This is a genomic window from Hymenobacter arizonensis (assembly GCF_900115775.1).
GTDB classification, from domain to species: domain Bacteria; phylum Bacteroidota; class Bacteroidia; order Cytophagales; family Hymenobacteraceae; genus Hymenobacter; species Hymenobacter arizonensis.
Genome location: NZ_FOXS01000002.1, coordinates 788,770 through 811,463 on the forward strand (window position 1 = coordinate 788,770; position 22,694 = coordinate 811,463).

The 22,694-nt window shown below is 60.4% G+C and carries 18 protein-coding genes and 1 pseudogene; 8 read left to right on the forward strand and 11 right to left on the reverse strand.

Annotated elements, in window-relative coordinates; genetic code table 11:
* Positions 1-31: 31 nt before the first annotated feature.
* Positions 32-1,558, reverse strand: coding sequence for an NAD(P)H-hydrate dehydratase (locus BMZ66_RS09695; protein WP_092671741.1), 1,527 nt, complete (start codon positions 1,556-1,558; stop codon positions 32-34).
* A 148-nt stretch (positions 1,559-1,706) separates the two neighbouring features.
* Here BMZ66_RS09695 and msrB point away from each other — a divergent pair, with 148 nt between their 5' ends.
* The gene (gene msrB, locus BMZ66_RS09700; RefSeq protein ID WP_092673003.1) at positions 1,707-2,171 is read left to right on the forward strand and encodes a peptide-methionine (R)-S-oxide reductase MsrB; all 465 of its coding nucleotides are present in this window, start codon (positions 1,707-1,709) and stop codon (positions 2,169-2,171) included.
* A 100-nt stretch (positions 2,172-2,271) separates the two neighbouring features.
* Entirely contained in the window at positions 2,272-3,174 is a 903-nt protein-coding gene (gene sdaAA, locus BMZ66_RS09705) for an L-serine ammonia-lyase, iron-sulfur-dependent, subunit alpha (protein ID WP_092671744.1), read from the forward strand.
* 30 nt (positions 3,175-3,204) lie between these two features.
* Here sdaAA and BMZ66_RS09710 read toward each other — a convergent pair whose 3' ends face one another.
* From BMZ66_RS09710 to ispF, 6 genes are all read right to left on the reverse strand, one after another.
* The gene (locus tag BMZ66_RS09710) at positions 3,205-4,263 is read right to left on the reverse strand and encodes a hypothetical protein (RefSeq protein WP_092671747.1); all 1,059 of its coding nucleotides are present in this window, start codon (positions 4,261-4,263) and stop codon (positions 3,205-3,207) included.
* A 67-nt stretch (positions 4,264-4,330) separates the two neighbouring features.
* Positions 4,331-5,710: a LutB/LldF family L-lactate oxidation iron-sulfur protein gene (locus BMZ66_RS09715; protein WP_092671750.1), complete on the reverse strand. Its 1,380-nt coding sequence runs from the start codon at positions 5,708-5,710 to the stop codon at positions 4,331-4,333.
* Positions 5,711-5,759: 49 nt separating this feature from the next.
* Positions 5,760-6,131 (reverse strand): GxxExxY protein, encoded by a 372-nt coding sequence (locus BMZ66_RS09720; RefSeq protein WP_092671753.1) that lies wholly within the window; start codon positions 6,129-6,131, stop codon positions 5,760-5,762.
* A gap of 53 nt (positions 6,132-6,184) precedes the next feature.
* On the reverse strand, positions 6,185-7,864 hold the full coding sequence (locus BMZ66_RS09725) for a M28 family peptidase (RefSeq protein WP_214606974.1): 1,680 nt from the start codon (positions 7,862-7,864) through the stop codon (positions 6,185-6,187).
* A 249-nt stretch (positions 7,865-8,113) separates the two neighbouring features.
* Positions 8,114-9,781, reverse strand: coding sequence for a M28 family peptidase (locus BMZ66_RS09730; protein ID WP_092671756.1), 1,668 nt, complete (start codon positions 9,779-9,781; stop codon positions 8,114-8,116).
* Positions 9,782-9,809: 28 nt separating this feature from the next.
* The gene (ispF, locus tag BMZ66_RS09735) at positions 9,810-10,289 is read right to left on the reverse strand and encodes a 2-C-methyl-D-erythritol 2,4-cyclodiphosphate synthase (protein ID WP_092671759.1); all 480 of its coding nucleotides are present in this window, start codon (positions 10,287-10,289) and stop codon (positions 9,810-9,812) included.
* Positions 10,290-10,607: 318 nt separating this feature from the next.
* On the opposite strand from ispF, the gene BMZ66_RS09740 reads away from it, so the two are divergent.
* From BMZ66_RS09740 to BMZ66_RS09760, 5 genes are all read left to right on the forward strand, one after another.
* Positions 10,608-11,222 (forward strand): TetR/AcrR family transcriptional regulator, encoded by a 615-nt coding sequence (locus BMZ66_RS09740; RefSeq protein ID WP_092671762.1) that lies wholly within the window; start codon positions 10,608-10,610, stop codon positions 11,220-11,222.
* Positions 11,223-11,278: 56 nt separating this feature from the next.
* Positions 11,279-12,973 (forward strand): TolC family protein, encoded by a 1,695-nt coding sequence (locus BMZ66_RS09745; RefSeq protein ID WP_092671765.1) that lies wholly within the window; start codon positions 11,279-11,281, stop codon positions 12,971-12,973.
* A 97-nt stretch (positions 12,974-13,070) separates the two neighbouring features.
* The gene (locus BMZ66_RS09750) at positions 13,071-14,207 is read left to right on the forward strand and encodes an efflux RND transporter periplasmic adaptor subunit (protein WP_092671768.1); all 1,137 of its coding nucleotides are present in this window, start codon (positions 13,071-13,073) and stop codon (positions 14,205-14,207) included.
* A 69-nt stretch (positions 14,208-14,276) separates the two neighbouring features.
* Entirely contained in the window at positions 14,277-17,708 is a 3,432-nt protein-coding gene (locus BMZ66_RS09755; protein ID WP_092671771.1) for an efflux RND transporter permease subunit, read from the forward strand.
* A gap of 114 nt (positions 17,709-17,822) precedes the next feature.
* Positions 17,823-18,095: an acyl carrier protein gene (locus BMZ66_RS09760; protein ID WP_092671774.1), complete on the forward strand. Its 273-nt coding sequence runs from the start codon at positions 17,823-17,825 to the stop codon at positions 18,093-18,095.
* Between the two features lie 533 nt (positions 18,096-18,628).
* On the opposite strand, the pseudogene BMZ66_RS26540 reads toward BMZ66_RS09760, so the two are convergent.
* The 3 genes and pseudogenes from BMZ66_RS26540 to BMZ66_RS09775 form a co-directional block, all read right to left on the reverse strand.
* Positions 18,629-18,883 (reverse strand): annotated as a pseudogene (locus BMZ66_RS26540) (YkvA family protein); the annotation flags it as partial.
* Positions 18,884-19,255: 372 nt separating this feature from the next.
* Positions 19,256-20,431, reverse strand: a complete 1,176-nt coding sequence (locus BMZ66_RS09770) for a S1 family peptidase (protein WP_092671780.1) — start codon at positions 20,429-20,431, stop codon at positions 19,256-19,258.
* A gap of 77 nt (positions 20,432-20,508) precedes the next feature.
* The gene (locus BMZ66_RS09775; protein ID WP_092671783.1) at positions 20,509-21,117 is read right to left on the reverse strand and encodes an RNA polymerase sigma factor; all 609 of its coding nucleotides are present in this window, start codon (positions 21,115-21,117) and stop codon (positions 20,509-20,511) included.
* A 137-nt stretch (positions 21,118-21,254) separates the two neighbouring features.
* Between BMZ66_RS09775 and BMZ66_RS09780 the strand changes: the two genes are divergently transcribed.
* Positions 21,255-21,479 (forward strand): hypothetical protein, encoded by a 225-nt coding sequence (locus BMZ66_RS09780; protein ID WP_092671788.1) that lies wholly within the window; start codon positions 21,255-21,257, stop codon positions 21,477-21,479.
* A 119-nt stretch (positions 21,480-21,598) separates the two neighbouring features.
* Here BMZ66_RS09780 and BMZ66_RS09785 read toward each other — a convergent pair whose 3' ends face one another.
* A complete protein-coding gene (locus BMZ66_RS09785; RefSeq protein WP_092671791.1) occupies positions 21,599-22,636 on the reverse strand; it encodes a 5-methylcytosine restriction system specificity protein McrC in 1,038 nt (345 codons plus the stop codon).
* Positions 22,637-22,694 lie beyond the last annotated feature (58 nt).

Here is a 22,694-nt window from a genome sequence, read left to right on the forward strand (position 1 = left end):
GCTCAACGCCGAGACGCGAGGTGTCACGTCTCTACACCCGCATCAGCGCCGGGCCGATGTGGCGCACAATATCTCCTGCCACCAGGCCCGCGTGCCCGGTATGCGCGGCGGCCAAATCGCCGGCCAGCCCGTGGGCATACACGCCCAGCCGCACTGCCTGGAAGGGGAGGAGCCGGGCATCGGCCCGCAGGGCCAGCAGCAGGCCCGTGAGCACGTCGCCGCTGCCGCCGGTGGCCATGCCCGGGTTGCCGGTGCTGTTGAAGTGTAGCTCGCCATCGGGCGTGGCTATGCAGGTGTAGGCGCCTTTCAGCACCACTAGGCAGCGGTATTGCTGGGCGAAATTGCGCAGCAGCTCCAGGCGGTGGTAGTCGTCGCGGGCCTTTTCGGTGAGGCGCTCGAACTCTTTGGGGTGTGGGGTGAGCACGGTGTTTTCAGGCATTAGCGCCAGTAGCTCGCGGTGCTGGCCCAGCAGGTTCAGGGCATCGGCATCAATGATGAGCGGAAGCGGCCTGGGACGATTTTCTGAAGTTGTGGAAGCGAATTCGAGCAACTGCCGCAGCACGGCAAGGCTGGCCGCGTCCTGGCCCAGGCCCGGCCCGATGCCTACGGCCTGGTAAGGCTTCAGGTCCGGTAGTGCGCTGATGAAGTCCAGGTGCGGGTCAGTGAGGCACATGGCTTCGGGCGCGCTGATTTGGAGAATGTCGTAGCCGCAGCCGGGCACCTGCACCGTGAGCAGGCCTACGCCGCTCCGTAGGCAGGCATTTGTGGCCAGCATGGCGGCTCCTATTTTGCCCCGACTACCGGCCAGCAGCAGGGCATGCCCAAAGGTGCCTTTGTGGCTGAATTTGGGACGAGCCGGCAGGGCGCCCCGCATAGTGGCTTCGTCGGTATAGTGCCAGGGCGTAGCAGTATCAGCAATAAACTGCCCGCTGAGCTGAATGTCTCTTACATGCCACTGGCCGACATATTCCGCATTTTGCGGCAACAGAAACGCCAGCTTTGGCAAGCTGAAGCTGACGGTGTGGTCGGCCTTTACTATTGCGGTATCGGCTGCCTGAGGCGCATCAGTAAAGAGCCCACTGGGAATGTCGATGGCCACCACGCGGGCCTTCGCCTGGTTAAGATGCGCCACCACGGCGGCTGGCAGCCCCTCCAACGGGCGGCTAAGGCCGGTGCCGAATAGCGCATCAATGACCAGAAGCCCGGCGGGAATGTCAGGCAGTTGGTCCGCACTGATTTCGGCTACGGGCAAGGCGGCAGGCAGGTGCTGGCGGTTGTGCTGCCAGTCGGGCGAGTGCTGCGCGGCAGGCAGCAGGGCCACGCGTACGGCGTAGCTGGCTTGGTACAGCAGCCGGGCAACGGCCAGCCCGTCGCCACCGTTGTTGCCTGGGCCGCACAATATCAGTATTTCACCAGCGTCGTCAACATCGAATCGGCCGAAAAACCACTCCGCAAACGCACTGGCTGCCCGTTCCATCAGCGCCGTGGAGGTCAGGTGCTGCTCCGCAATAGTGGCTTGGTCGAGCAAGCGGGTTTGGGCGGCGCTGAGAATTTTCATTGCGGAAAACAGGTTGGAAGACGATTAGAGGGAAGCGCAGAATGGCCAGGAAACCGGCGGAGGCGTCTGCCTGGTTGCTACGGCAAACATCCCAGCCACGGCTGCGTTTACCTAATCCCACTTGCTTTTAAACTTCAACCCCATCGATATGCAAACCTGGAACGACGTTATCCGCCTCGCCAATAATCCCGTGCCTTCGCCTCGCCGCGTGGAGAAAACCCCCGCCGAGTGGCGCCAGCAGCTGACCGCCGAGCAATTTCACGTCACCCGCGAGCACGGCACCGAGCGCGCCTTCACCGGCGAGTACTGCGAAGCCCACGAAGCCGGCCTTTACGCCTGCGTGTGCTGCGGCACCCCACTCTACGATTCCACCACCAAGTTTGAAAGCGGCACCGGCTGGCCCAGCTTCACCCAGCCGGTTGAGGAAAGCGCCATCCGCTACAAGAAGGACACCAGCTACGGCATGACCCGCGTGGAAGTGCTCTGCAACGTGTGCGACGCCCACCAGGGCCACGTGTTCCCCGACGGCCCGGCCCCGAGCGGCCTGCGCCTGTGCATCAACTCGGCCAGCATTAAACTGGTGAACGAGACTGAAAAACAGCCTGCCGCCTAAGGCCCGGCCCCGCAATCCCGTAGCTTTAAGCCCCGGTTGAAGACACCTTCGGCCGGGGCTTTGCGTTATCATCTTTCCTATCCCAATTCCCACCCCCGCCATGTCCTTGCTATTTAACGATTTCGCCTCCTGGGGCGCGCATTGCGCCGACACTGGCGAGCCTCTGTACCAGCCTGTCCTCGCCTACGAAATCGAACAAAAAGGTCGCACCGAAGACGAAATCTGGAACGGCCTGCAGCGCGCCTACGACGTAATGCGCGATGCCGTGCACGAGGGCCTGACCGGCGACATGACTTCCCGCTCGGGCATGATAAACAACGGCGCCAAGAAGATTGCCGCTTCGCCCGTCACCGTGCTTTCGCCCGAATTCAAGCAGCTTATCACCCGCGCTCTGGGTGCCAAAGAGGTGAATTCCTGCATGGGCCGCGTGGTGGCCGCGCCCACGGCCGGCGCCTCCGGCATCCTGCCCGGCGTGCTCGTCACTATCCAGGACCTGCACAAGCTCTCCGACCGTCAGATTCTGGAGGGCCTGCTCGTGGCGGCGGGTATCGCCCTCATCATCGAGCAAAACGCCTCGCTGGCGGGTGCGGTTGGCGGATGCCAGGCCGAAACCGGCTCGGCCGCAGCCATGGGCAGCGGCGCTATTGTGTATTGCCTAGGCGGGCCCGTGGAGCAAGTGTTTGCGGCCGTAGCGGTCACCATACAGTGCATGCTGGGGCTGGTGTGCGACCCCGTGGCCGGCCTGGTGGAAGTGCCCTGCGTGGTGCGCAACGCCTCGGCGGCGGCCATTGCCTTTAGCTCGGCCCAGATTGCCATTGCTGGCATTGACCCCGTGATTCCCGTCGACCAGTGCGTGGCGGCGCTCGGCGAAGTAGGTCAGGCTATGGAAACCCGCTACAAGGAAACGGCCCTCGGTGGGTTGGCCAACACCAAGCGCGGCCGCGAAATAGAGCAGCGCGTGCTGGTGCAGGACATCAACATTCTGCCCGACGATGGGGAATAGCTGCCGATGCCTGCCACTTGGGCCTCGCGCTTACAGCGGCTTTGATTTGGGAGCCATGGTGAGCGTGGCCAGGAAATCGAGCGCGCTGACGTAGCGGTTGCGGAGCTCTTGGTAGTGAACCCAGGCGGCGTCCCGGTCCGAGCGCACGGGCAAGCCAGCGGCAACCAGCGCGTCGCAGTGCTTGTCGAAATCGGCGCGCTCTGCTTCCCGAACGGGGCTTTCCTCGGGAAGCAGGGCGCGCGGCTCAGTGCCGGCTTGCTCGCTAAAAAAGCGGTATACCCGATTCAGGGCCACGCAGCCGGCTTTAAAGGTGAGCTCGGCCTGGCGGGGGCGGGGCTCGTCGAGGGCGCTAAAAAACAGGTTGGCAGTTTCCAGCAAGAGGCCGGCCGCAATCACCCAGGAGCGCCCCGGCTGCGGCGAGCGAAAGAAGGTGAGAATGGGGAGCGAGGTGTGGCTTTCTTCAATTTCCACAAACCACTGCTCCCATTGTTCCCACTGCGCGTCGTCGTCCTGCAGCGAGCCGCTGTTGTTGAGCCAGCACAGCAGCGTAGCGGCCGAGGCTGGGGTGCCGGCCCGCAGCTCGATGCGGGTGACGGTGGTTTCGCGCCGGGAAAAAGCCTGATAGATGGTCGGCAAGTACGATAGGAGCAACGTCAGCAGCAGCAGGCCGAGCGTAGCCTCCGAGTAGGTGAGGGCCGCCGCCGGCATGTTGGTGGTACTGAAGGAGCCCAGAGTGAGCAGGGAGTTATTGCTCAGCCGGTAGCAGTAGTACCAGCTGCCTTCGCCTAGGGCCCAATAGATGCCCGTGTAACCCAACGACACCAGGGCCTCCCACACCACAGGCAGCGCTACTAACGCTACCGGGGCATAATGCGCCATAATGCGGTCGCGGCGGTCATAGGAATTGGCCAGCTTAGCGGCGGCATCGAACAAAGTACGGACGCCCACAAACACCCACACGTTCAGGCGCACCACTTCATTGCGGGGCAATATGAACGCGCGGATGGCCGACGAAACCGTGGCCACGACCAGCATCGTGCCACTCACCCCAACAATTACCCGCAAGGCCCCCAAGAGGTAGTGCTGCATATCAACCTTAAAAAAGCCTCATACGAGCAAACCGCTTTAAGCGCCGATAAGTCGAGCTTGTGTGCAGCTAGCGAGGAGCCGTGCGCTGCTTCCACAGTTGCCGAAACGAAGCCGGCGCCACGGCCAGCGCCTCGCGCCGCTTGCTCCAGCCCACCTGGCCCAGCAGGCGGCCCAGGCTCCAGTCTTTAATGGTGGCGGGCAGCACATCCAGCGCCCAGCGGTGCTGCATGCTCCACTTCCAGAGGCCAATGGCGGCGCGCTCCTCGGTGGGCGCATGGCCCTCTTCCACGCTTTGCTTGCGGTTGAGCAGTAACAGGTTGTGCAGCGGGATGCGTACCGGGCACACGCTGGTGCAGGCGCCGCACAGGCTGCTGGCGTAGCTCAGGTGCTTGTGCTCGGGCAGGCCGCTCAGGTGCGGGCTGATAACCGAGCCAATGGGGCCGGAGTAAGTGGTTTCGTAGGTGTGCCCGCCAATGTTCTTGTACACCGGGCACACGTTGAGGCAGGCGCCGCAGCGAATGCAGCGCAGGGCGGCGCGCTTGTCGGGCTGGGCCAGCAGGTTGGTGCGGCCGTTATCAAGCAGGATGACCACCATTTCCTCGGGGCCGTCGACTTCGCCGGGCTGGCGCGGTCCGAAGTACACGGTGTTGTACACGGTCACCTGCTGGCCAGTGCCGCTGGTGCTGAGCAGCGGCCAGAACAGGTCCAGGTCGGTTAGCTTGGGAATGATTTTCTCGATGCCTACCACTGCAATGTGCAGCTTGGGGAAGGTGGCCGAGAGGCGGGCGTTGCCTTCGTTCTCGGTCACGGCCACAGCGCCGGCATCGGCAATGAGGAAGTTGCCGCCAGTTACGCCTACCTCGGCGGCGGTGTACTTGTTGCGCAGCAGGTGCCGGGCCGTGAGCACCAGCTCCTGGGCGTCGTCGGTGCTTTTGGTGCCGAGGTGCTTGACGAAGATGTTGTTGATGTCGGCTTTGCTTAGGTGCATGGCCGGCGTCACAATGTGGTAGGGCCGCTCGCCGTTCAGCTGCACGATGTACTCGCCCAGGTCGGTTTCGACGGATTCGATGCCTTGCGTGGCGAGGTACTTGTTGAGGTGAATTTCCTCGGTGGTCATGCTCTTGGCTTTGACTACCGTTTTGGCGTTGCGGGCCTTGGCCAGCTTGCCGATTTCGGCCAGGGCTTCGGCCGCGTCGCGCGCCCAGATGACCCGGCCGCCGCGGGCCGTGAAAGCGGTTTCGAACTGCAGCAGGTACTCGTCCAGCTTTTCGAGCACGGTGGCTTTGAGGTAGGCGCCGCGGTCACGGGCCAGTTCGTGCTGGTCGTAGAGCTTCATGCCGGCGCTCACGGCCGCGTCGTACTTGCCGATGTTGAACCGGATTTTGCGGCGGTGCTCGCGGTCGAAGGCTTTCTGCTCTGCGTCTTTGAGGAATTGTTCTGCCTTCATTTTCGCACAGAGTTAAAAAGAGGAAAGGAGAGTTTCACCGAGGGAAGCGTCAATTGGATAGGCGGATGAGTTGGTCTTTCAGGGAGACAGTGTTGAAGTTAATCAATAAGCCAGTTTTAAGGCCTGATAACCGCAGGTAGTTCAATAGCTGCTTGGAATGAACAGGAACCAAAGCCTCAACAGATTTTAGCTCGAGAATGACCAAGCCTTCAACAATCATATCGGCACGGAAGGCCAAATCCAGGCGGATGCCATCGTACACAACGGGCATTTCAACTTGTGTGGCTACCAGCAGACCTGCTTTTCGAAGCTCATGCGCCAGTGCCACTTCATACACCGATTCTAACAAGCCCGGACCTAGCACGGTGTGTACCCGAAAGGCGACGCCCAGTATTCGCCCAGTTAATTCGTCCCTCTCCATACTGTGCTCTGTGAAACTCCTTTTACCTCCATCAAACTCTGTGCGAAAACTACTTAAGGCTTGTTAGAGTCCACCACAATGCGCTTCTCCCGGTTCACCAACTCCCAGGCCGTGTGAAACACCAGCTGCGCCCGCTCAGCCAGTTTATCGAACTCAATTTTCTCCACATCGTCCGTGGCCTTGTGGTAGTCTTCGTGCTCCCCAGTAGTATAAAAAATCACCGGGATTTTCCGCCTCGCGAAGTTGTAGTGGTCCGAGCGGTAGTAGATGTGCTCCGGCTCATTGGGCACGTTGTACCGGTAGTCGAGCTCCATTTTGGTGTAAGTGCGGTTGGCCGTTTCGTTAATGCGGTGCAGCTCTGATGAGAGCTTATCCGAGCCCACAATGTTCACAAACCGCTTCTTGGCGCTGTGCTTGCGGTCGGTGCGGCCCACCATGTCAATGTTGAGGTTGGCAATGGTGTTGGCCAGCGGCACCACCGGGTTGGCCGTGTAGTACTCCGAGCCAAACAGGCCTTCTTCCTCCGCCGTCATGCTGATGAATAGGATGCTGCGGCGCGGTCCGTGCCCCTCGGCCTTGGCCTGGGCAAAAGCCTTTGCAATGGCCAGCACCGCCACCGTGCCCGAGCCGTCGTCGTCGGCGCCGTTGTAGATGGTGTCGTTCTTCACCCCCAAGTGGTCATAGTGCGAGGAAATGACCAGCACTTCGTCCTTTTTATCAGAGCCTTCTAGAAAGCCCAGCACGTTTTCGGTGGTAAGCTGTTCCTGCTTTTGAGGCAAGTGGATGGTCATGGAAGGCGGCTGAAACGACGGCGGCACTGGCTTGCCGGCCCGGCCCAGCGCCCGGGCGTATTCCAGCAGGCCCGGCAGGGTGGTGCCTGCCAGCTTAAGCCCCAGGTTCTGGGAGGTGAGGTACACGCCAATGCCCGGCGGAATATCCTCCCGCACCGTGTCGATGATGGCCGGTCCGGGATTGGTTAGCCCAAAAACCGGTTCGCGCAGCGAAGACGCAAACTCTGCGCCTTGTTTTCGGAAAGCCTCCGTAGGGGAAAACGTCATCAGGAAAATGCTCCGGGCACCTTTGGCTTTGGCCAGGGCCGCTTTCCGTAGCCCCGAGTCCCAGTAGTTGGCCGGGCGGCCGTTGGATTTTAGCAGCCTGCGGCCCCGCTCGTCCTGCGGGTCGCCCATGATGGCCACCACGTCCTTGCCCTGCACGTCGAGGCCAGCATAATCAGAATAAGCTCCTTGCTCCACCCCAAAGCCCACAAATACCGGCTGCGAAACCGTCTCAGTAGGAAAGGCCGACAGCATGGGGCCGTAGCTAAAAAAATCGTCCAGCCACTCGTAGCGCTGGTTGCCCACCTTCACGTAGCCCCCCGGCGCGTGGGTGGCTCGGGTGAGCGGGAAGTGCTGCAAGTGGGGGTTGTCGCTGCCCACCACCGGCCCCTGCAGGCCCAGCGCCGCGAATTCCTTCACCAAGTAATCGGCCGCCAATTTCTGGCCCGGCTGGCCAGCCTCGCGCCCCAGAAATTCATCCGAAGCAATGACGGTCAGGTGTTGGCGCAGCTCCTCGGGCCGGATGGTTTTGGCATAGGTGCGCGACCAGTCCGGCGCGGCAGCGGGCTTAGCCGCTGCCTTGCTCTTGGTCTTAATCTTGACCTTGGTGGGTTGCTGGCCCAGCACGGGTAAACCAAAGACCAGGACCATCAGCCCGGATAGTAAAACGTTCTTCATGTAAGAGAAGAAGGGATAAAAAGGAAGGACTTAGAAGCTAAAAAAACGTCATGCTGAACTTGTCGCACCATCGCTACCGCTTCGTCTGTCATCCTGAGCTTGCGAAGGACCTCCTCACAGTAGAACGATTTGTTCCGGCGTGATAAGATGCTTCCTTCGTCAGCATGACAGAAGGGGCGGTGGCGATGCTGCGACAAGCTCAGCATGACGTTTTTTTGTGGCTGCGCATTGCAACCACAAGCGCTGGCGTTACGGCTTGTTCGAATCTACGACGATGCGCTCCTCGCGGTTGGCCAGCTCCCAGGCCAAGTGAAACACCAGCTTGGCGCGCTTTTCCATCTTGGGAAATTCGATTTTGCTGATTTCGTCGGTTTCCTTGTGGTAGTCGGCGTGCACGCCGTTGAAGAAGAACGAAACCGGGACTTTGTTCACGGCGAAGTTGTAGTGGTCGGAGCGGTAGTAGAAGCGGTTCGGGTCGGCGGGGTCGTCGAAGCGGTAGTCCAGGTCGAGCTGGGTGTACTTGGCGTTTTGTTCCTCCTGCACCACTTTCAGCTGCGAAGCCAGTTTGTCGGAACCGATGACATAGACGTAGTCGGCTTTGCCTTCGTGCTCCACGTCGGTGCGGCCTATCATGTCTACGTTCAGGTCGACCATGGTCTGGGCCATCGGGAACACCGGGTTTTTGGAGTAGTACTCCGAGCCAAAGAGGCCTTTCTCTTCGCCGGTTACGCTCAGAAACAGCAGGCTGCGGCGCGAACCATGGCCCTCGGCTTTGGCTTTGGCAAACGCCTCAGCCATGGTGATGATGGCCGACGTGCCCGAGCCGTCGTCGTCGGCGCCGTTGAACACCACGCCGTTCTGGATGCCCAGGTGGTCGTGGTGGGCCGAAATCACAATGATGTCTTCTTTCTTGTCGCTGCCTTCAATGAAGCCCAGGGCGTTTTCGGTGGGCAGCGGCGTGCGCGTACGGGCCGCCTGTATCTGCATCGGCTTCACCTTGAAGGTGGAGGCCACGGGCTTCTTGGTTGTGTTGATTTTGGCCAGATAATCCTTCATCTTGGCATCGGTGGTGCCCAGCAGCTGCAGGGCCACGGCCGGCGAAACGAAGAACGCCGCCGCGCGGCTGGGCTGCTGCTCAGTCACCATCACCGTCGAGGGCCGGCTGATGTAAGGTGCCAGGCGGGCCGTTTGCTTCGAGAAGTTGCTGTTGGGGTTCAGGTCCACGAAAAACACCGAGCGGGCGCCTTTTTGGGTTGCCAGCTGCGCTTTGCCGCGGTAGTCGGTGCCCCACTTGGTGGGCGAGCCGTCGGCGCTGAGCAGGGATTTGCCGTCAGTGCTGGTGGGCTCGCCGAGGGCGATGAGCACGTCTTTGCCTTTCACGTCCTGCCCAGCGTAGTCGGAGTAGCCGTCCTGCTCGATGCCGTAGCCCAAAAACACGGGCTTAACCGTGGTAGCCTGTGTAAAAGGCGAGTCGCCCAAGCCGTAGAAATCGACCAGCCACTTATACGTGGTGTTGCCCACTTTCAGGTTGGCGCCCTCGGCCCAGCTCACCTGCTCCAGGTTGAAGCGCTGCAGGTACGGCGCCGCCGCGTCGGAAACGGGTCCCGTCAGGCCGGCTTTCTTAAACTGCTCGGCGACGTATTCAGCGGCCATGTGCTGGCCTTTCATCCCGGTTTCGCGGCCTTCGTACTCGTCGGAGGCTAGCACACTCAGGTGGGCCCGCAGGCGGTCGGCCGATACCAGGTCGGCGTATTTCACGCTCCAGTCGGTTTCGACGGCGGGCGCTGGAGCGGCAGCTTGCGCCGGGGCCGACCGGCTTTTCTTGGTTTTGGTCTTAACTTTTATTTTGTCCTGCGCATAAGCAGGAGCAACGCTGGCCAGGGCCAACAGGGCAATTATTAGGGATTTGTTGGTCATTAGTAAGGAAATGGCGGGAATTCTTGAATTAGGTACGCTGAATGAGGACGGTGGCGTAGGCGGCGACGCCTTCTTGCCGACCCACAAAACCCAGTTTTTCGGTGGTGGTTGCTTTAATAGAAATGTCATCCTCGGCTATGCCCATCACGGCGGCCAGCACGCGCTGCATTTCGGCAATGTGGGGGTTCACTTTGGGCCGCTCCAGGCAAATGGTCGAGTCGATGTTGCCGACTTCGTAGCCCTTGGCGCGCAGCAGGCGCATCACCTCACTCAGCAGGCGCTTCGAGTCGATGCCCTTGTACTGCGGGTCGGTGTCAGGGAAATGAAAGCCGATGTCGCGCAGGTTGGCCGCACCCAACAAGGCGTCGCAGATAACGTGAATGAGCACATCGGCATCGGAATGGCCAAGAGCGCCGTGGGTGTGTGGCACTAGAATGCCGCCCAGCCAGAACGGCAGCCCCTCTTGCAATTGGTGAACGTCGTAGCCGAAGCCGGTGCGAATTTTCATAGCGTCAAGTAAAAGTTGGCTTCCGAAGCCACTGCAAAAGTACCCGCCAGCGGGCGCATGAGCGCAGAAAGCCGTGCAACTCACCGCCAATAACTAGCGCAGCTAGTATTATTTACTTTTATGCTAAATAAATTAGTTGTAAATTGCCAGTGTAGTTAGTTAATGTCTGCGAGAGTCATCCCATCTTTTCAAGCATGGCTAAAATATCTAACCGGGCAATTCGTCGGAGGTATCACTAGTGATGCAGGGGCAGGTAAAAATATTAATGGAAACTTCAAACACATTAAAAGTTTCCGTAGTATCTTTGCACTGCAAATCATGGAAATCAAAGAACGAATCCTCAATCACTCGACCACGCTGTTTCTGCGCAATGGCATTAAGAGCGTGAGCATGGACGACATCGCCGCTAGCATGGCCATGTCGAAGAAGACCCTCTACAAATGGTTCGAAAACAAGGACCAGATAGTGCTGGCAGTAATGACAAAGCATCTCGGACAAGCACAGGGCGAATGCACCACCGTAGCGGCCGGGGCATCCAATGCCGTGGAAGAAATGCTTACCATTTCCCGCTGGGCCGATGAGCAGTTCAGCGACATTCACCCCAGCATTTTCAACGACCTGAAAAAGTACCACCCGGCGGCCTGGGAGCTGTTTGGAGCTCATAAAAACACGTTCATTCTCGACCAGATAACCCGGAACCTGCGCCGCGGCATGACCGAGGGCTTGTTTCGGCCCGACCTCGACGTGGACGTACTGGCCCGTCTGGGCCTGGCTCAAATCGAGCTGGCCTTCGACCCCATCCTATACCCCACCTCCCAGTTCAGCCCGCTCCGCGTGAGCCGGGTGTTCGACGAGCATTTCCTGCTCGGCGTGGCCTCCCTGAAAGGCCACAAGCTCATCAACGAGTACCGCCACGTGACCGAAGAAGAATAACCCGGCTTTTCTCACTGCTTTTCTGCATACCCCCCTATCCCCCCTTTTTGTTGTCGATGAAAAAGTTGTTGTCACCAAAGCTGCTGTTGCTAGCGGCGATGGTCAGCGCGGCACCCACCGTGCTACTAGCCCAAACGGCCCCGTCCGCGCTGCCCTCGGCACCGCCCACGGGAGGCGTCATGGCCCTCAGCCTGCCCCAAGCGGTGAGCTACGCCATACAGAACAAATCGACCCTGCTGGCCACTCGCCTGGCCGAGCAAACGGCCAAGGCCCGCGTGGGCGAAATCAAGAGCGCCGGCCTGCCCCAGGTGAACGTGGGCGCCAACATCGCCGATAACTTCAAGCTGCAGAAGTCGCTGGTAGACTTTTCGAGCTTTGGCGGCGCGCCCCTGCAGGGCACCCGGCTCACGGCCCAGGACATTGCCGCCGCGCAAGGCGGCGCGGCCGTAACCCTGAGCCCAGCCTACGGTGAAGCCCCCCAAACGGGGCCTACCCCGCTGGCCTTTGGCTTGCGCTACGCCGGCTCCACCAGCGCCAGCGTATCGCAGCTGTTGTTCGACGGCTCCTACCTCATCGGCCTGAAGGCTGCCAAGGTGTACGAGCAGCTCGCTCAGAAGCAGACTCAGCAGGCCGAAATCGACGTGGTAGAGCAGGTGAGCAAAGCCTACTATAGTACGCTGGTGGCCCGCTCGCGCCTGGCCCTGCTGGGCCGCAACGTGCAGCGCCTCGACACCGTGCTCAACCAGACCCGCAAGATTTTCAAGGCTGGTTTCGCCGAAAAGCTCGACGTGGACCGCCTGCAGGTGCAGCGCAACAACCTGGTGGTGGAGCAGCAGAAAGCCCAGCGTCTCACGGAGTTGAGCGTGGCCTTGCTGAAGTTTCAGATGGGCCTGCCCCAGCAGCAGCCCGTGCAGCTCACCGACTCGCTCGGGGCCGCCGTGGTAGATGCCGGTGCCTTGCGCCAGCGCCTGGGCGTGGCCAGCTTCGAAACGGGCAGCGGTGCCGCTGGCACCTCGGCCTTGCCCGGCCAGCCCACCAACACGCCCGGCCAGGGCAACGCCGCCGACCAGAGCCGCGCCGACCAGCAGTCCGCCCTTAGCGGGGGCCGGCCCTCGCAGGTGGCTGCTGCAGCCAATTACAACAACCGCGTGGAGTTCTCGCTGCTCGAAACCCAGCAAGCGCTGGCGGGCCTCGACGTTCGCAACCGCCGCGCCGGTGCTTACCCGCGCCTGCTGCTCACCGGCGCCTACGGCTTCACCGGCTCCGACCCCCGGTTGGGTGGCCTGATGGAGTTCCGGGGTCCGGACTCGCGCAACGGCGCAGGCTTTATCAACCAGAACTGGTTTGGCTTCGGCAACGTGGGCCTGACCCTGCAGGTGCCAGTGTTCGATGGCTTCCGCCGCAAGTTCCTGGTACAGCAGGGCCGCATCCAGCAGCAAACCATTGACCGGGGTTTTGAGACCCTGCGCCAGAGCATTGACCTGCAGGACGCTCAGAGCCGCACCACCCTCGTGAACGCCCTCGACGTGCTCGACAACCAGAAAGCCAACCTGGACCTGGCTGCCGACGTGGCCCGCGTCACCCGCATCAAGTTCAACGCCGGCGTGGGCTCCAACCTGGAAGTCATCACGGCCGAAACTGAGTTGCGCACCGCCCAAACCAACTACTACGGCGCCATTTACGACGTGCTGGTAGCCAAAGTCGACCGCGACAAAGCCACCGGCGAGCTATTCAGCCAAGTTAAAAAATAGTGCGGCGCGGACTTTTAGTCCGCGACTCCACGCCATCCCAATAATTCATTCGCGGACTAAAAGTCCGCGCTACTGAAACCCAGACACCTGCTTTCTCATGCGTTACTTTAAATCTCAACCCGCAGCCCTATTTCTCGCCGGCACCTTGTTGCTGGCTTCCTGCGGCGGTTCGGAAGACCCCAACGCCCAGTTGGCCAAACTGAAAAAAGAACAGGCCGCCAACCAGGCTAAAATAGCCGAGCTGGAAGCCAAGACCGGCACCGCCGACAAATCTGCTCTCTCGGCCACCCCCGTGTCGGTGCTGAACGTGCAGCCCGAGAGCTTCAAAAGCTACCTCGAAGTACAAGGCCGCGTCGACTTCGACCAGAACGCCGTGGTGAGCGCCCGCTCAGGTGGCAGCCTCACCAGCCTGCGCGTGCAGCGCGGCGACCAAGTGCGCAAAGGCCAGGTGCTGGCTACCATCGATGCTTCCATTCTCGATGCCAGCATTGCCGAGCTGCGCACCCGCATGGACCTCGCTAAAACAGTGTACGAAAAGCAAAAAGGCCTCTGGGACCAGCAAATCGGCACCGAAATCCAGTACCTGCAAGCCAAGAACAACTACGATGCCCTGCGCCGCAACCTGGCCACCCTCAACCAGCAGCGCGCCCTCTACAACGTAGTAGCGCCCTTCGCCGGCACTGCCGATGAAGTAATTCCGAAGCTGGGCGAAGTGGTAGCGCCCGGCACGCCCGTGGTGCGCCTGACCAGCGGCTCGGGCGGCAAAATTCTGGCCGATGTGTCAGAAGCCTACGGCAACAACATCAAGGCCGGCGACAAGGCCCTGGTGACCATTCCGGACATGGGCAGCGAAGAAATCCCCGCCACGGTACGCGTGGTGAGCCGTTCCATCAACGCCACCAGCCGCACGTTCACCACCGAGCTGCGCCTGAACGGCGGCAAAGCTGCTGAGCTGCGTCCCAACATGGTGGCGACCATTCGCATCCTCAACTACAACCGCCCCAACGCCACCGTGATTCCGGTGGACCTGGTGCAGAAAGACGAGCAGAATAGCTACGTTTTCGTGGTGGCCCAGCAGGGCGGCAAGGCAGTGGTGCAAAAGCGCATCATTAAAACCGGCAACACCTACAACGGCAAGGTGGAAGTAACCAGCGGCCTTACCGCCAACGACAAAGTGATTTCGGCGGGCTACCAGAACCTGAACGAAGGCCAGGTTGTAACCGTCGCCAGCTAAGCCAGCGGGGCGCCGCCATAGGCTTCCCGCCACTGCCAGATATTATCTATCAAGCTTTTTAGTGAAGCCATGCAAGACATAGAAAAAGAATTCGGCCCAACCAGTTGGTCCATTAATAACAAGACCAGTATCTACATCATCACGGTGATACTGTGCGTTGCGGGCATTTTTGCCTACATCAAGCTGGGCAAGGAGAAATTTCCGGACATCGTGATTCCGCGCATCATCGTGGCCACGGTGTACCCCGGCACTTCGCCCACCGACATCGAAAACCTGGTGACGCGCCAGCTCGAGAAGGAAATCAAGAGCGTGAACGGGGTGAAGAAAATTAGCTCCACCTCCAACCAGGACTATTGCATCGTGGACGTCGAGTTCAACTCCGGCGTCGACGTGCAGTACGCCAAGCAGCTCATCAAGGACGCCGTGGACAAGGCCGGCAACGACCTGCCCAACGACCTGCCCACGCCCCCCACGGTGCAGGAAGTGAACCTGTCCGAGCTGCCCATCATGAACATCAACCTGGCTGGCAACCTGCCCGTGAGCCAGCTAAAGAAGTTTGCCGACGACTTCCAGGACAAGATTGAGGCCCTGCCCGAAATCACCCGCGTCGACATCATCGGCGCCCTGGAGCAGCAAGTGAACGTGGACGTGGACCTGAACAAGCTGCGCGCCTCGCGCCTGGGCTTCTCAGACATTCAGCGCGCCATTGGCTCCGAGAACATTACCATCTCGGGTGGCTCCATCAACGTGGGCAACCAGAAGCGCGCCGTGCGCGTGGCTGGCCAATACACCCGGGCTTCCGACATCGCCGACATTCAGGTGAAAAACCTGAACGGCGCAGCCGTGCGCCTCGGCGACATTGCCACCGTGGAAGACGCCTTTAAGGAGCGCGAAAGCTACGCCCGCCTCGACGGCAAGCCCGCCATTACCCTGAACGTGGTGAAGCGCCAGGGCGAAAACCTGATTGACGCGTCCGACAACATCAAGAAAATCATCGAAGAGTCGAAGGCCAGCCTGCCCAAGGAGCTGACCATCACCGTAACCGGCGACACTTCGAACGACACCCGCGTCACGCTGCATGACCTCATCAACACCATCATCATCGGCTTCCTGCTCGTGACGCTGATTCTGATGTTCTTCATGGGCACCACCAACGCCTTGTTTGTGGGCCTGTCGGTGCCGATTTCCATGTTCCTGGCCTTCTTGCTCATTCCCATCTTCGGCTTCTCGCTGAACATGATTGTGCTGTTTGCCTTTCTGCTGGCTCTGGGTATTGTGGTCGATGACGCCATTGTGGTTATCGAAAACACCCACCGCATCTTGCACGAGCACCCCAACCTGAGCACGCCCAAAGCGGCTAAGTTCGCAGCCGGTGAAGTATTTGTGCCCGTACTGGCCGGTACGCTCACCACGGTGGCGCCGTTTGTGCCGCTGCTGTTCTGGCCCGGCATTGTGGGCTCGTTCATGTACTACCTGCCCGTGACGCTGATTCTCACGCTGATGTCGTCGCTGGTTGTGGCCTTTATCATGAACCCGGTGTTTGCCGTGAGCTTCATGGAGCGCGAAGACCACCACAACGAGGCCAACAAGCCCAAGCTGACCAGAAACTTCCTGATTGCGATGGGAGTATTGGCCGTCATTGCTGTGGTGGGCTACCTGTTCCGTTCGCCTTTCGTGGGCAACCTCACGCTGACCATCATCCTGGTCTGCTTCCTCAACGTGTTCGTGTTCACGAAGATGATTGCCTGGTTCCAGACCCGGGCCCTGCCGAAGTTTCAGAACGGCTACGCCAGCGTAGTGCGCTGGGCCATTGGCCACCCGGCCCTGGTGATGGTGGGCATGCTCGTCCTGTTCGTGGGTTCGTTTGTGGCCGTGGGCCTGCGCGGCCCCAGCGTGGCGTTCTTCCCCAAAGGCGACCCCAAGTTTGTGTATACCTACCTGAAGATGCCCGTGGGCACCCGCGTGGAAGTGACCGACTCGGTAACGAAAGTGCTTGAAAACCGCATCTACGGCGTTATCGGCCGCGACAACCCTGACGTGGAATCGGTGATTACCAACGTGGCCATCGGCGCGGGCGACCCCGGCGAAGCCACGGCTACTGGCGTGTCGCAGTCGCACCTGGGCAAAGTGGGCGTGGCTTTCAAAGAGCTGAGCGAGCGCAAAGGTCCAGCCACCAGCAAGTACATGGACGAAATCCGTGAGGCAGTGAAAGGCATTCCCGGCACCGAAGTCGCGGTAGACCAGGAAGCTAGTGGCCCCCCCACAGGCAAAGAAATTGCCATTGAAGTAGCCGGTGACGACTACGTGCAGCTGGCCAAGCTTTCCAAGAAAGTGACCCGCTACATCGACTCGCTGAAGATTGGCGGCGTCGAGCAGCTGCGCTCCAACCTGGAAGACCGCAACCCCGAAATCGCCGTTAACATCGACCGTACCCGCGCCAACCGCGAAGGCATCAGCACCGCCCAGATTGGCATGGAAGTGCGCACGTCCATCTACGGCATGGAAGCCAGCAAATTCAAGACCGCCGACGACGAGTACCCCATTCAGGTGCGCTACGCCGAGCCCTACCGCTCCGACGTGAACGCCATCGTGAATGCGCCGCTCACCTTCCGCGACGCCACTGGCCAGGTGCGCCAGGTGCCCATCAGCTCCGTGGCTGACGTCACTTACGGCACCACCTACGGCGGCATCAAGCGCAAGGACGTGAAGCGCGTCATCACCATTTCCTCGAACGTGCTCAACGGCTTCACCGGCCCCGACGTGGTGGCCAACATCCAGCAAGCCCTCAAGGCTTTCCCCACGCCGCCCGGCTACACCATCAAAATGGGCGGTGCGCAGGAAAACCAGAAGGAAACCAGCGACTTCCTGCCGCTGGCCGGCGCCCTCTCGCTGGGCCTCATCTTCCTGATTCTGGTGACGCAGTTCAACTCGTTCAGCAAGCCGGTTATCATCCTTTCCGAGGTGCTGTTTTCCATTGCCGGCGTGTTCTTTGGCCTGGCCATCACCGGCATGAACATCAGCATCGTGATGACGGGCGTGGGCATCATCGCCTTGGCCGGTATTGTGGTGAAGAACGGCATTCTACTGGTCGAATTTACCGATATGCTGCGCTCGCAGGGCATGCCGCTGCGTGAGGCCATCGTGCTAGCCGGCCGCACCCGCCTGAACCCGGTTATCCTCACGGCCACGGCCGCCATTCTGGGCCTCATCCCGCTGGCCATTGGTCTGAACATCGACTTCTACGAGTTATTCAACTCCGGTAACCCGCACTTCTTCATCGGTGGTGAGTCGGTAGTGTTCTGGGGCCCCCTGGCCTGGACCATCATTTTTGGCCTGAGCTTTGCCACAATTATCACGCTGGTAGTGGTGCCGGTGATGTATTTGCTGAGCGAAACGCTAAAAGGAAAAATAACCGGAAAAAATCCCGACCACGTTGCAACCCTTTCCGAAGAGGTAGACTCTGAAGAAATACATGCGGCTTCGCCGCGGGTACTAGTTTAACCCAATTGCGCGTTGTAGGAGCTCGTTGGTGGTTTTTGTTGCAGCATAAACCGCCGACGGGCACCTTCGCCGCTTGCCTCCGCTGCCTCTACGACACCTTTTTTGCCTACAATTATGTACGTATCCACCACTACTAGCCCCGCCCACTCCAGGCCCTCTATTGAGCAGCAGGTATTCCGCATTATCAGCAAGCGCAAGGCCATCCGGGCCAGCCGGGTACGCAAAACCGCCAGCCTTGCCCGCGACCTCCGCTTCGACACCGTCGATGTGGTTGACATTATCCTGGAGTTGGAGCGCAACTTCAGCATCGTGATTCCCGATGAAGTGCCGCTCTACACCGTGGGCGACTTCGTGCGCTACGTACGCGACCACGCCGCTGCGGCGTAAGGTCCTCGTTTGATAGATTGGTGTCTACAACAAAAAGCCCCAGCAACTCATGTTGCTGGGGCTTTTACTTTGTTAAAAATGGCGTTTACTTACCGAACGTTGCCGCCCGCGTCGAGGTTGCCGGCATCTGCGGCGTTGCGGCTGCCTTCCCAGGCCCGCACCGTGGGCCCGTTGGTAGGGCCGCTGGGCTTGGCGTCGGGGCCAGCCTCGTGCACGGGGCGCGAGCTGCTGCTTTCCGGCGAACCCAGGCCCGAATCGGTGTTGGATTGAGAATGAGCAGGAGGGAGGTCAACGGTGCCGTGCTGCTTGGCCGACTCCGGCGCTGGCTGCAGGCGGTCAGCATCGGGAGCCGATGACGAAGCCGGCGTTGAAGCCGAAGTGGAAGTAGCGGCACTGCCCGACATGGTAGCGGCCATGCGCTCAGCCGAAGCCTTATGCTCGTCGGTGTCGCCGGCCACGGCCAGGGCCGAGCCGGTAGATTCCCACTCAGTAAACTTGTCCATCTCACCTTTCAGCGTAGTCGAGAACCACGCCACCAGGGCCACGTCGTCGAGCAAGCCCAATACCGGAATAAAGTCCGGAATCAGGTCAATGGGGCTCAAAAAGTAGATGAGCACGGCCACAGCGGCGGCAATGGTAGTGCCGGGCACGCCTGTGTACTCGCCCGACATCGATGCCCGGATGAGCCGGAACATGGTCTGGAGCGTTTCCCATGCTTCGTGGGCCAGCGTGCCCACGTCGTTTTTCTCGCTGGCCTTCTTGTAGGCGTCGGTCAGCAGCTGCTTCATGCGGGTGGGCTGACGAATGTAGCCTTCCGCCGTATTCAGAAATTTTTTGAAGAGAGCAGAGCCAGCAACTTCGTTGCTGCTAGGGGGAGTTTGTTGATTTTCAGCCACGGGGAGCAGGATTAAGTAATGCGAAAAGAATGCAAGGACGGCGCAATAGGCCTATGCCTGAATACTGATTTAAGGGGCTCAAGGTTATTACTAAAACGGCTATCCCCTTCGCACAAGGCAAAACACCTGCTGTGATGGTCTGTCGCCACGTGGTGCCATCTGGCGTGAGCTAAGGGCCAAATGCAACGGCCTGCCTCTGGAAAGAAACAGGCCGTTGAAGAGATATTTCCAACCAACGAATTGGTCAGTAATGCCTGCTTAGGCCTATTCAAAAACCTTCACTACAAACACGTAGTCCTTCAGTTTCTTTAGCTGCTGGGGCCGTGCGCTGCCGGCTAGCTGCCCGTAGCGGGGCAAGTGGTAAGGCACAGCGGGCTTGGTAGCCGCCAGCGAGTCGACCAGCCTCACCAGGTAAGACGACTTGGTGGCGAAAGCTGCGCTTTGCGCATCGTTCTGCCGGCCGCTCACCACCCCAATCAGGTTGCCGCGCTCGTCGAGCAGCGGGCCGCCCGAGTTACCGGGATTCACCGGAATACTTACTTGATAGAAAGCGGTGTCGCCTTGGAAGCCCGAGCGGGCACTCAAAGCGCCTTCGCCATACACCACGTCCTCACGCGGGTAGCCCAGCGTGTACACCCGCTCGCCCAGGTCGGCCTGGCCTGCCTTAATGGCGTAGGGCAGGCGCCCAAAACCGGTAAACCGCTTGTCGGTAATGCGCAAGATGGCCAGGTCGTGCTTCACGTCGGAATAAACTGGCTCGGCGTGGTAGCGCTTGCGGTCGTTGCCCTCCACCAGCACCGAATCGGCGCCCTGAATGACGTGGTAGCTTGTTACCAAATAGCCTTCTGAGGTAAGGGCGAAGCCCGTGCCACTGCTTTCCTTGGCTGTCGGAGGCGTTGTGCCAGGGCGCCCGAATTGGTTAAGCGTTAGCGTTAAGTCTTTCTGGCTCTTTTTAATGCGTTCCACTTCGCGCTTGAGCACGGTGTAGCCGTACATCGAGGGCTGGGTTTTGGCAGCCCGCCACCACTCCAGGCCCAGCAGGGTGGCAAACACGGCCAGCACGGCCACCGAGGCGGCTACGCCCATGGTGGCGCGGTGCCCGTTCCAAAATTCGCGCAGCACCCGCTCGGTGCGCGAAATGCGCAGCATGGGGTTTACTGTGTGCGTGAGGGGGCTCTTTTCGGCGGCAGCTTCGGTAGACTGCTCCTCCGGGGTCTCAGCGGCTAGCATGGCCGCGTGCAGGCCCTGCAGCTTCTGCCGGGTATTCTGGCGTTGGCCGTAGGCGCGCAGGGTGCCCGTCAGCTCCGTGAAGTCGGCATAGCGCAGGGCCAAAGCAGGGTCGGCCGCCAGGCGCGCCTCGAAGTTGGCGCGGGCGGGCCCGGCCAGCTCGCCGTGGGCGTAGGCTTCAAATAAGGCGTAATAATCTGCTTCGGTCATCATGGGCAAAAGCGGCTGGCCTGGGGCCGGCGGCGATAAGCAAACTGGGGATTCTGCGGGCAATCAACTCGCAGCTAACATCAGATAGACTCTTCTTTGTAGTGAGTGAAAAACAATTTCTTCAGGCGCACCAAGCATTTGTACTTCTGATTCTTAGCATTGTCGGCGTTGGTGTAGCCGAACTCTGCGGTTAAGTCCTGCATGGATTTGTCGAGCAGGTAAAAGCCTTCGATAAGCGAACGGCAGGGCTCGCCGAGATGGTTCAAGGCCTCGCTCATGGTGTCGAAGCGGCGGTCTTGTTCCTCGGCAGCGAGCAAATCTTCTTCGGCTCCCGTGTTCAGATAGGGGCCGTGTTCCTCGTCGTCGACCAAGCGCACGCCGAAGCGGCTTTTGCTCGTGAGGCGTTTCAGCCACACGCGGCGGCACACGGCGTAGAGGTAGGTTTTAATCTGGCAGCTCAGCTCGAGGGAGCCGTCGCGTACTTTTTCATAAAACACCATCACGCCTTCCTGGTACACGTCCTGGGCGTCGTCTTCCGTGCCGCTGTTTTGCAGCACGAAGTGCGACACCATGGGCCAGTGCAGCCGGTAGAGATGGGCCAGGGCCCGCTCATCGCCGCTGCGAATAGCGGTAATCAGCGCGTCGTCGGTGGGAGTCAAAGAAGAGGAAGTAGGATTGCCCCTGCTCATTCACTTTCGGGGGTTAATACAGATACAGGGCAGAAGTAACCCGGTAAAATAATTTTTTTACGGGCCGGGTTACCTTTTCAAAAAGCCGGAATAAAGGGCAGTTTTAGAGTTAAACCACTTTCAAAATTACCCCCAAAATGAAGAACCTGATTAAAGTTGCTGCCCTGGGCCTCGCCCTGACTGCTGGTCTGACCTCGTGCGAGTCGAAGACGACCGAAACCACCACCGTTGAGGCTCCTGCTACCACCGAGACCACGACCACCATGTCGACCGACAGCACCATGACCGACGCTACCATGACGGACGCTGCTGGTACCACTACCACTACCGAAGGCACCACTACTACCACCGAGCAGAAGTAATTAGCCGCTGGCCTCGCGCCAGCTTGCTGATTAATTTAATTGGTTGAAACAGCCCGAATTTTCCGTTAGGAAAGTTCGGGCTGTTTTTTTCGGCCTACTGGGGCAGGGGCCCCGCCCTGCTACTCCACCAAGCGCAGCAGGTCGGCGGCGATGCCCGACCAGGGCTGGTGCAGGTTGAGGGTGACCACCCGCACCGGGTGCCCGCCCAGGGTATAGCGGACGTCCACATCTTGAGTAGCGGCCGGATAAAGCAATATGCCCTCCAGGGCCTGGCCGGGGGCCGGGCGCTGGTTTTGCAGGTAGGCGTAGAGCTGGTAGAGGTGCGGCGCAATGAGGCGCTGCCGGTCGTAGCGCGGGCGCAGGGCTGCGGCGTAATACTTGGTGTCGAGGATGATTTTCCGGTCGGGGGCTTCGAGGGTGGTGTCGGTGAGCATGGTGGGCAGCAGGGCCAGGTCGTCGGCCTGCCCATCGGCTTGCCAGGCAATGGTTTCGGCATACACCCGGTAGCGGCGCTGCTCGCGGCGGAAAAAATTGCGGGTAAACTGCTCAAATAGCCGGCCCATCAGGGCTTCGTCGCGGCGGAAATCGGCGAAGCGGCTGCGGCCACGGGCAGTGGGCTCGGGCAAGGCAATTTGCCACACCAGCTCACACACGTGCAGCAAAAAAGCCTCTTGGCTGCTGGGGCGCTGCCGGCGCAGCTCGCGAAACGTCTCGGCCGTGGGCGGCACCGAAGTTCCGGCCGTGACGGAGGCCGGAAAGCGCTGCCGCGTCTGGCTCAACTCGCGGCGCAGCGCCAAAGGCAGCTCGGCGGCGTTGGCCAGGCTGCCCAGCGTGTGGGCCAGCAGGCGGTGCAGTGGGGAGTCTGGACTTAGCTCATCGAATGTGCAAATGGCGCGGCCCCGTTCCAGCAGGCCGCGCCCCAAGCTGGGAGCCAGCTCAATGCGGCCGCGTAGGCTGGTAAGCTCGGCTTCCTGCGGCTGAAAGGTGCGCGGCAGGCCGGCTCTGAGCAGGCGGCGAGTGCCGTGCAGCAGCACTTGGGCCAGCATCCCCAGTGGCCGATGAAACGGCGTGGCTTCGCTGGCTTGCAACACAGCGGGCTCGGGCAGCCGGTTCCAGGCGTAGCAGAGGAAGTAATAAAGCGTCGCTACCGGTATCAAGGCTAGTGGCTAAGTAAACGAAGGCGGTTGCTGAGGATGCCTTCAGTAGCAGAAAACG

Excerpts from the sequence above, each read along its gene's own strand:
- BMZ66_RS09715 (WP_092671750.1), bottom strand. The coding sequence starts at position 5,710 with ATGAAGGCAGAACAATTCCTCAAAGACGCAGAGCAGAAAGCCTTCGAC.
- BMZ66_RS09740 (WP_092671762.1), top strand. The coding sequence starts at position 10,608 with ATGGAAATCAAAGAACGAATCCTCAATCACTCGACCACGCTGTTTCTG.
- BMZ66_RS09770 (WP_092671780.1), bottom strand. The coding sequence starts at position 20,431 with ATGATGACCGAAGCAGATTATTACGCCTTATTTGAAGCCTACGCCCAC.
- BMZ66_RS09730 (WP_092671756.1), bottom strand. The coding sequence starts at position 9,781 with ATGACCAACAAATCCCTAATAATTGCCCTGTTGGCCCTGGCCAGCGTT.
- BMZ66_RS09755 (WP_092671771.1), top strand. The coding sequence starts at position 14,277 with ATGCAAGACATAGAAAAAGAATTCGGCCCAACCAGTTGGTCCATTAAT.
- msrB (WP_092673003.1), top strand. The coding sequence starts at position 1,707 with ATGCAAACCTGGAACGACGTTATCCGCCTCGCCAATAATCCCGTGCCT.
- BMZ66_RS09750 (WP_092671768.1), top strand. The coding sequence starts at position 13,071 with ATGCGTTACTTTAAATCTCAACCCGCAGCCCTATTTCTCGCCGGCACC.
- BMZ66_RS09695 (WP_092671741.1), bottom strand. The coding sequence starts at position 1,558 with ATGAAAATTCTCAGCGCCGCCCAAACCCGCTTGCTCGACCAAGCCACT.
- BMZ66_RS09725 (WP_214606974.1), bottom strand. The coding sequence starts at position 7,864 with ATGAAGAACGTTTTACTATCCGGGCTGATGGTCCTGGTCTTTGGTTTA.
- ispF (WP_092671759.1), bottom strand. The coding sequence starts at position 10,289 with ATGAAAATTCGCACCGGCTTCGGCTACGACGTTCACCAATTGCAAGAG.
- BMZ66_RS09775 (WP_092671783.1), bottom strand. The coding sequence starts at position 21,117 with ATGAGCAGGGGCAATCCTACTTCCTCTTCTTTGACTCCCACCGACGAC.
- BMZ66_RS09780 (WP_092671788.1), top strand. The coding sequence starts at position 21,255 with ATGAAGAACCTGATTAAAGTTGCTGCCCTGGGCCTCGCCCTGACTGCT.
- BMZ66_RS09760 (WP_092671774.1), top strand. The coding sequence starts at position 17,823 with ATGTACGTATCCACCACTACTAGCCCCGCCCACTCCAGGCCCTCTATT.
- BMZ66_RS09710 (WP_092671747.1), bottom strand. The coding sequence starts at position 4,263 with ATGCAGCACTACCTCTTGGGGGCCTTGCGGGTAATTGTTGGGGTGAGT.
- sdaAA (WP_092671744.1), top strand. The coding sequence starts at position 2,272 with ATGTCCTTGCTATTTAACGATTTCGCCTCCTGGGGCGCGCATTGCGCC.
- BMZ66_RS09720 (WP_092671753.1), bottom strand. The coding sequence starts at position 6,131 with ATGGAGAGGGACGAATTAACTGGGCGAATACTGGGCGTCGCCTTTCGG.
- BMZ66_RS09745 (WP_092671765.1), top strand. The coding sequence starts at position 11,279 with ATGAAAAAGTTGTTGTCACCAAAGCTGCTGTTGCTAGCGGCGATGGTC.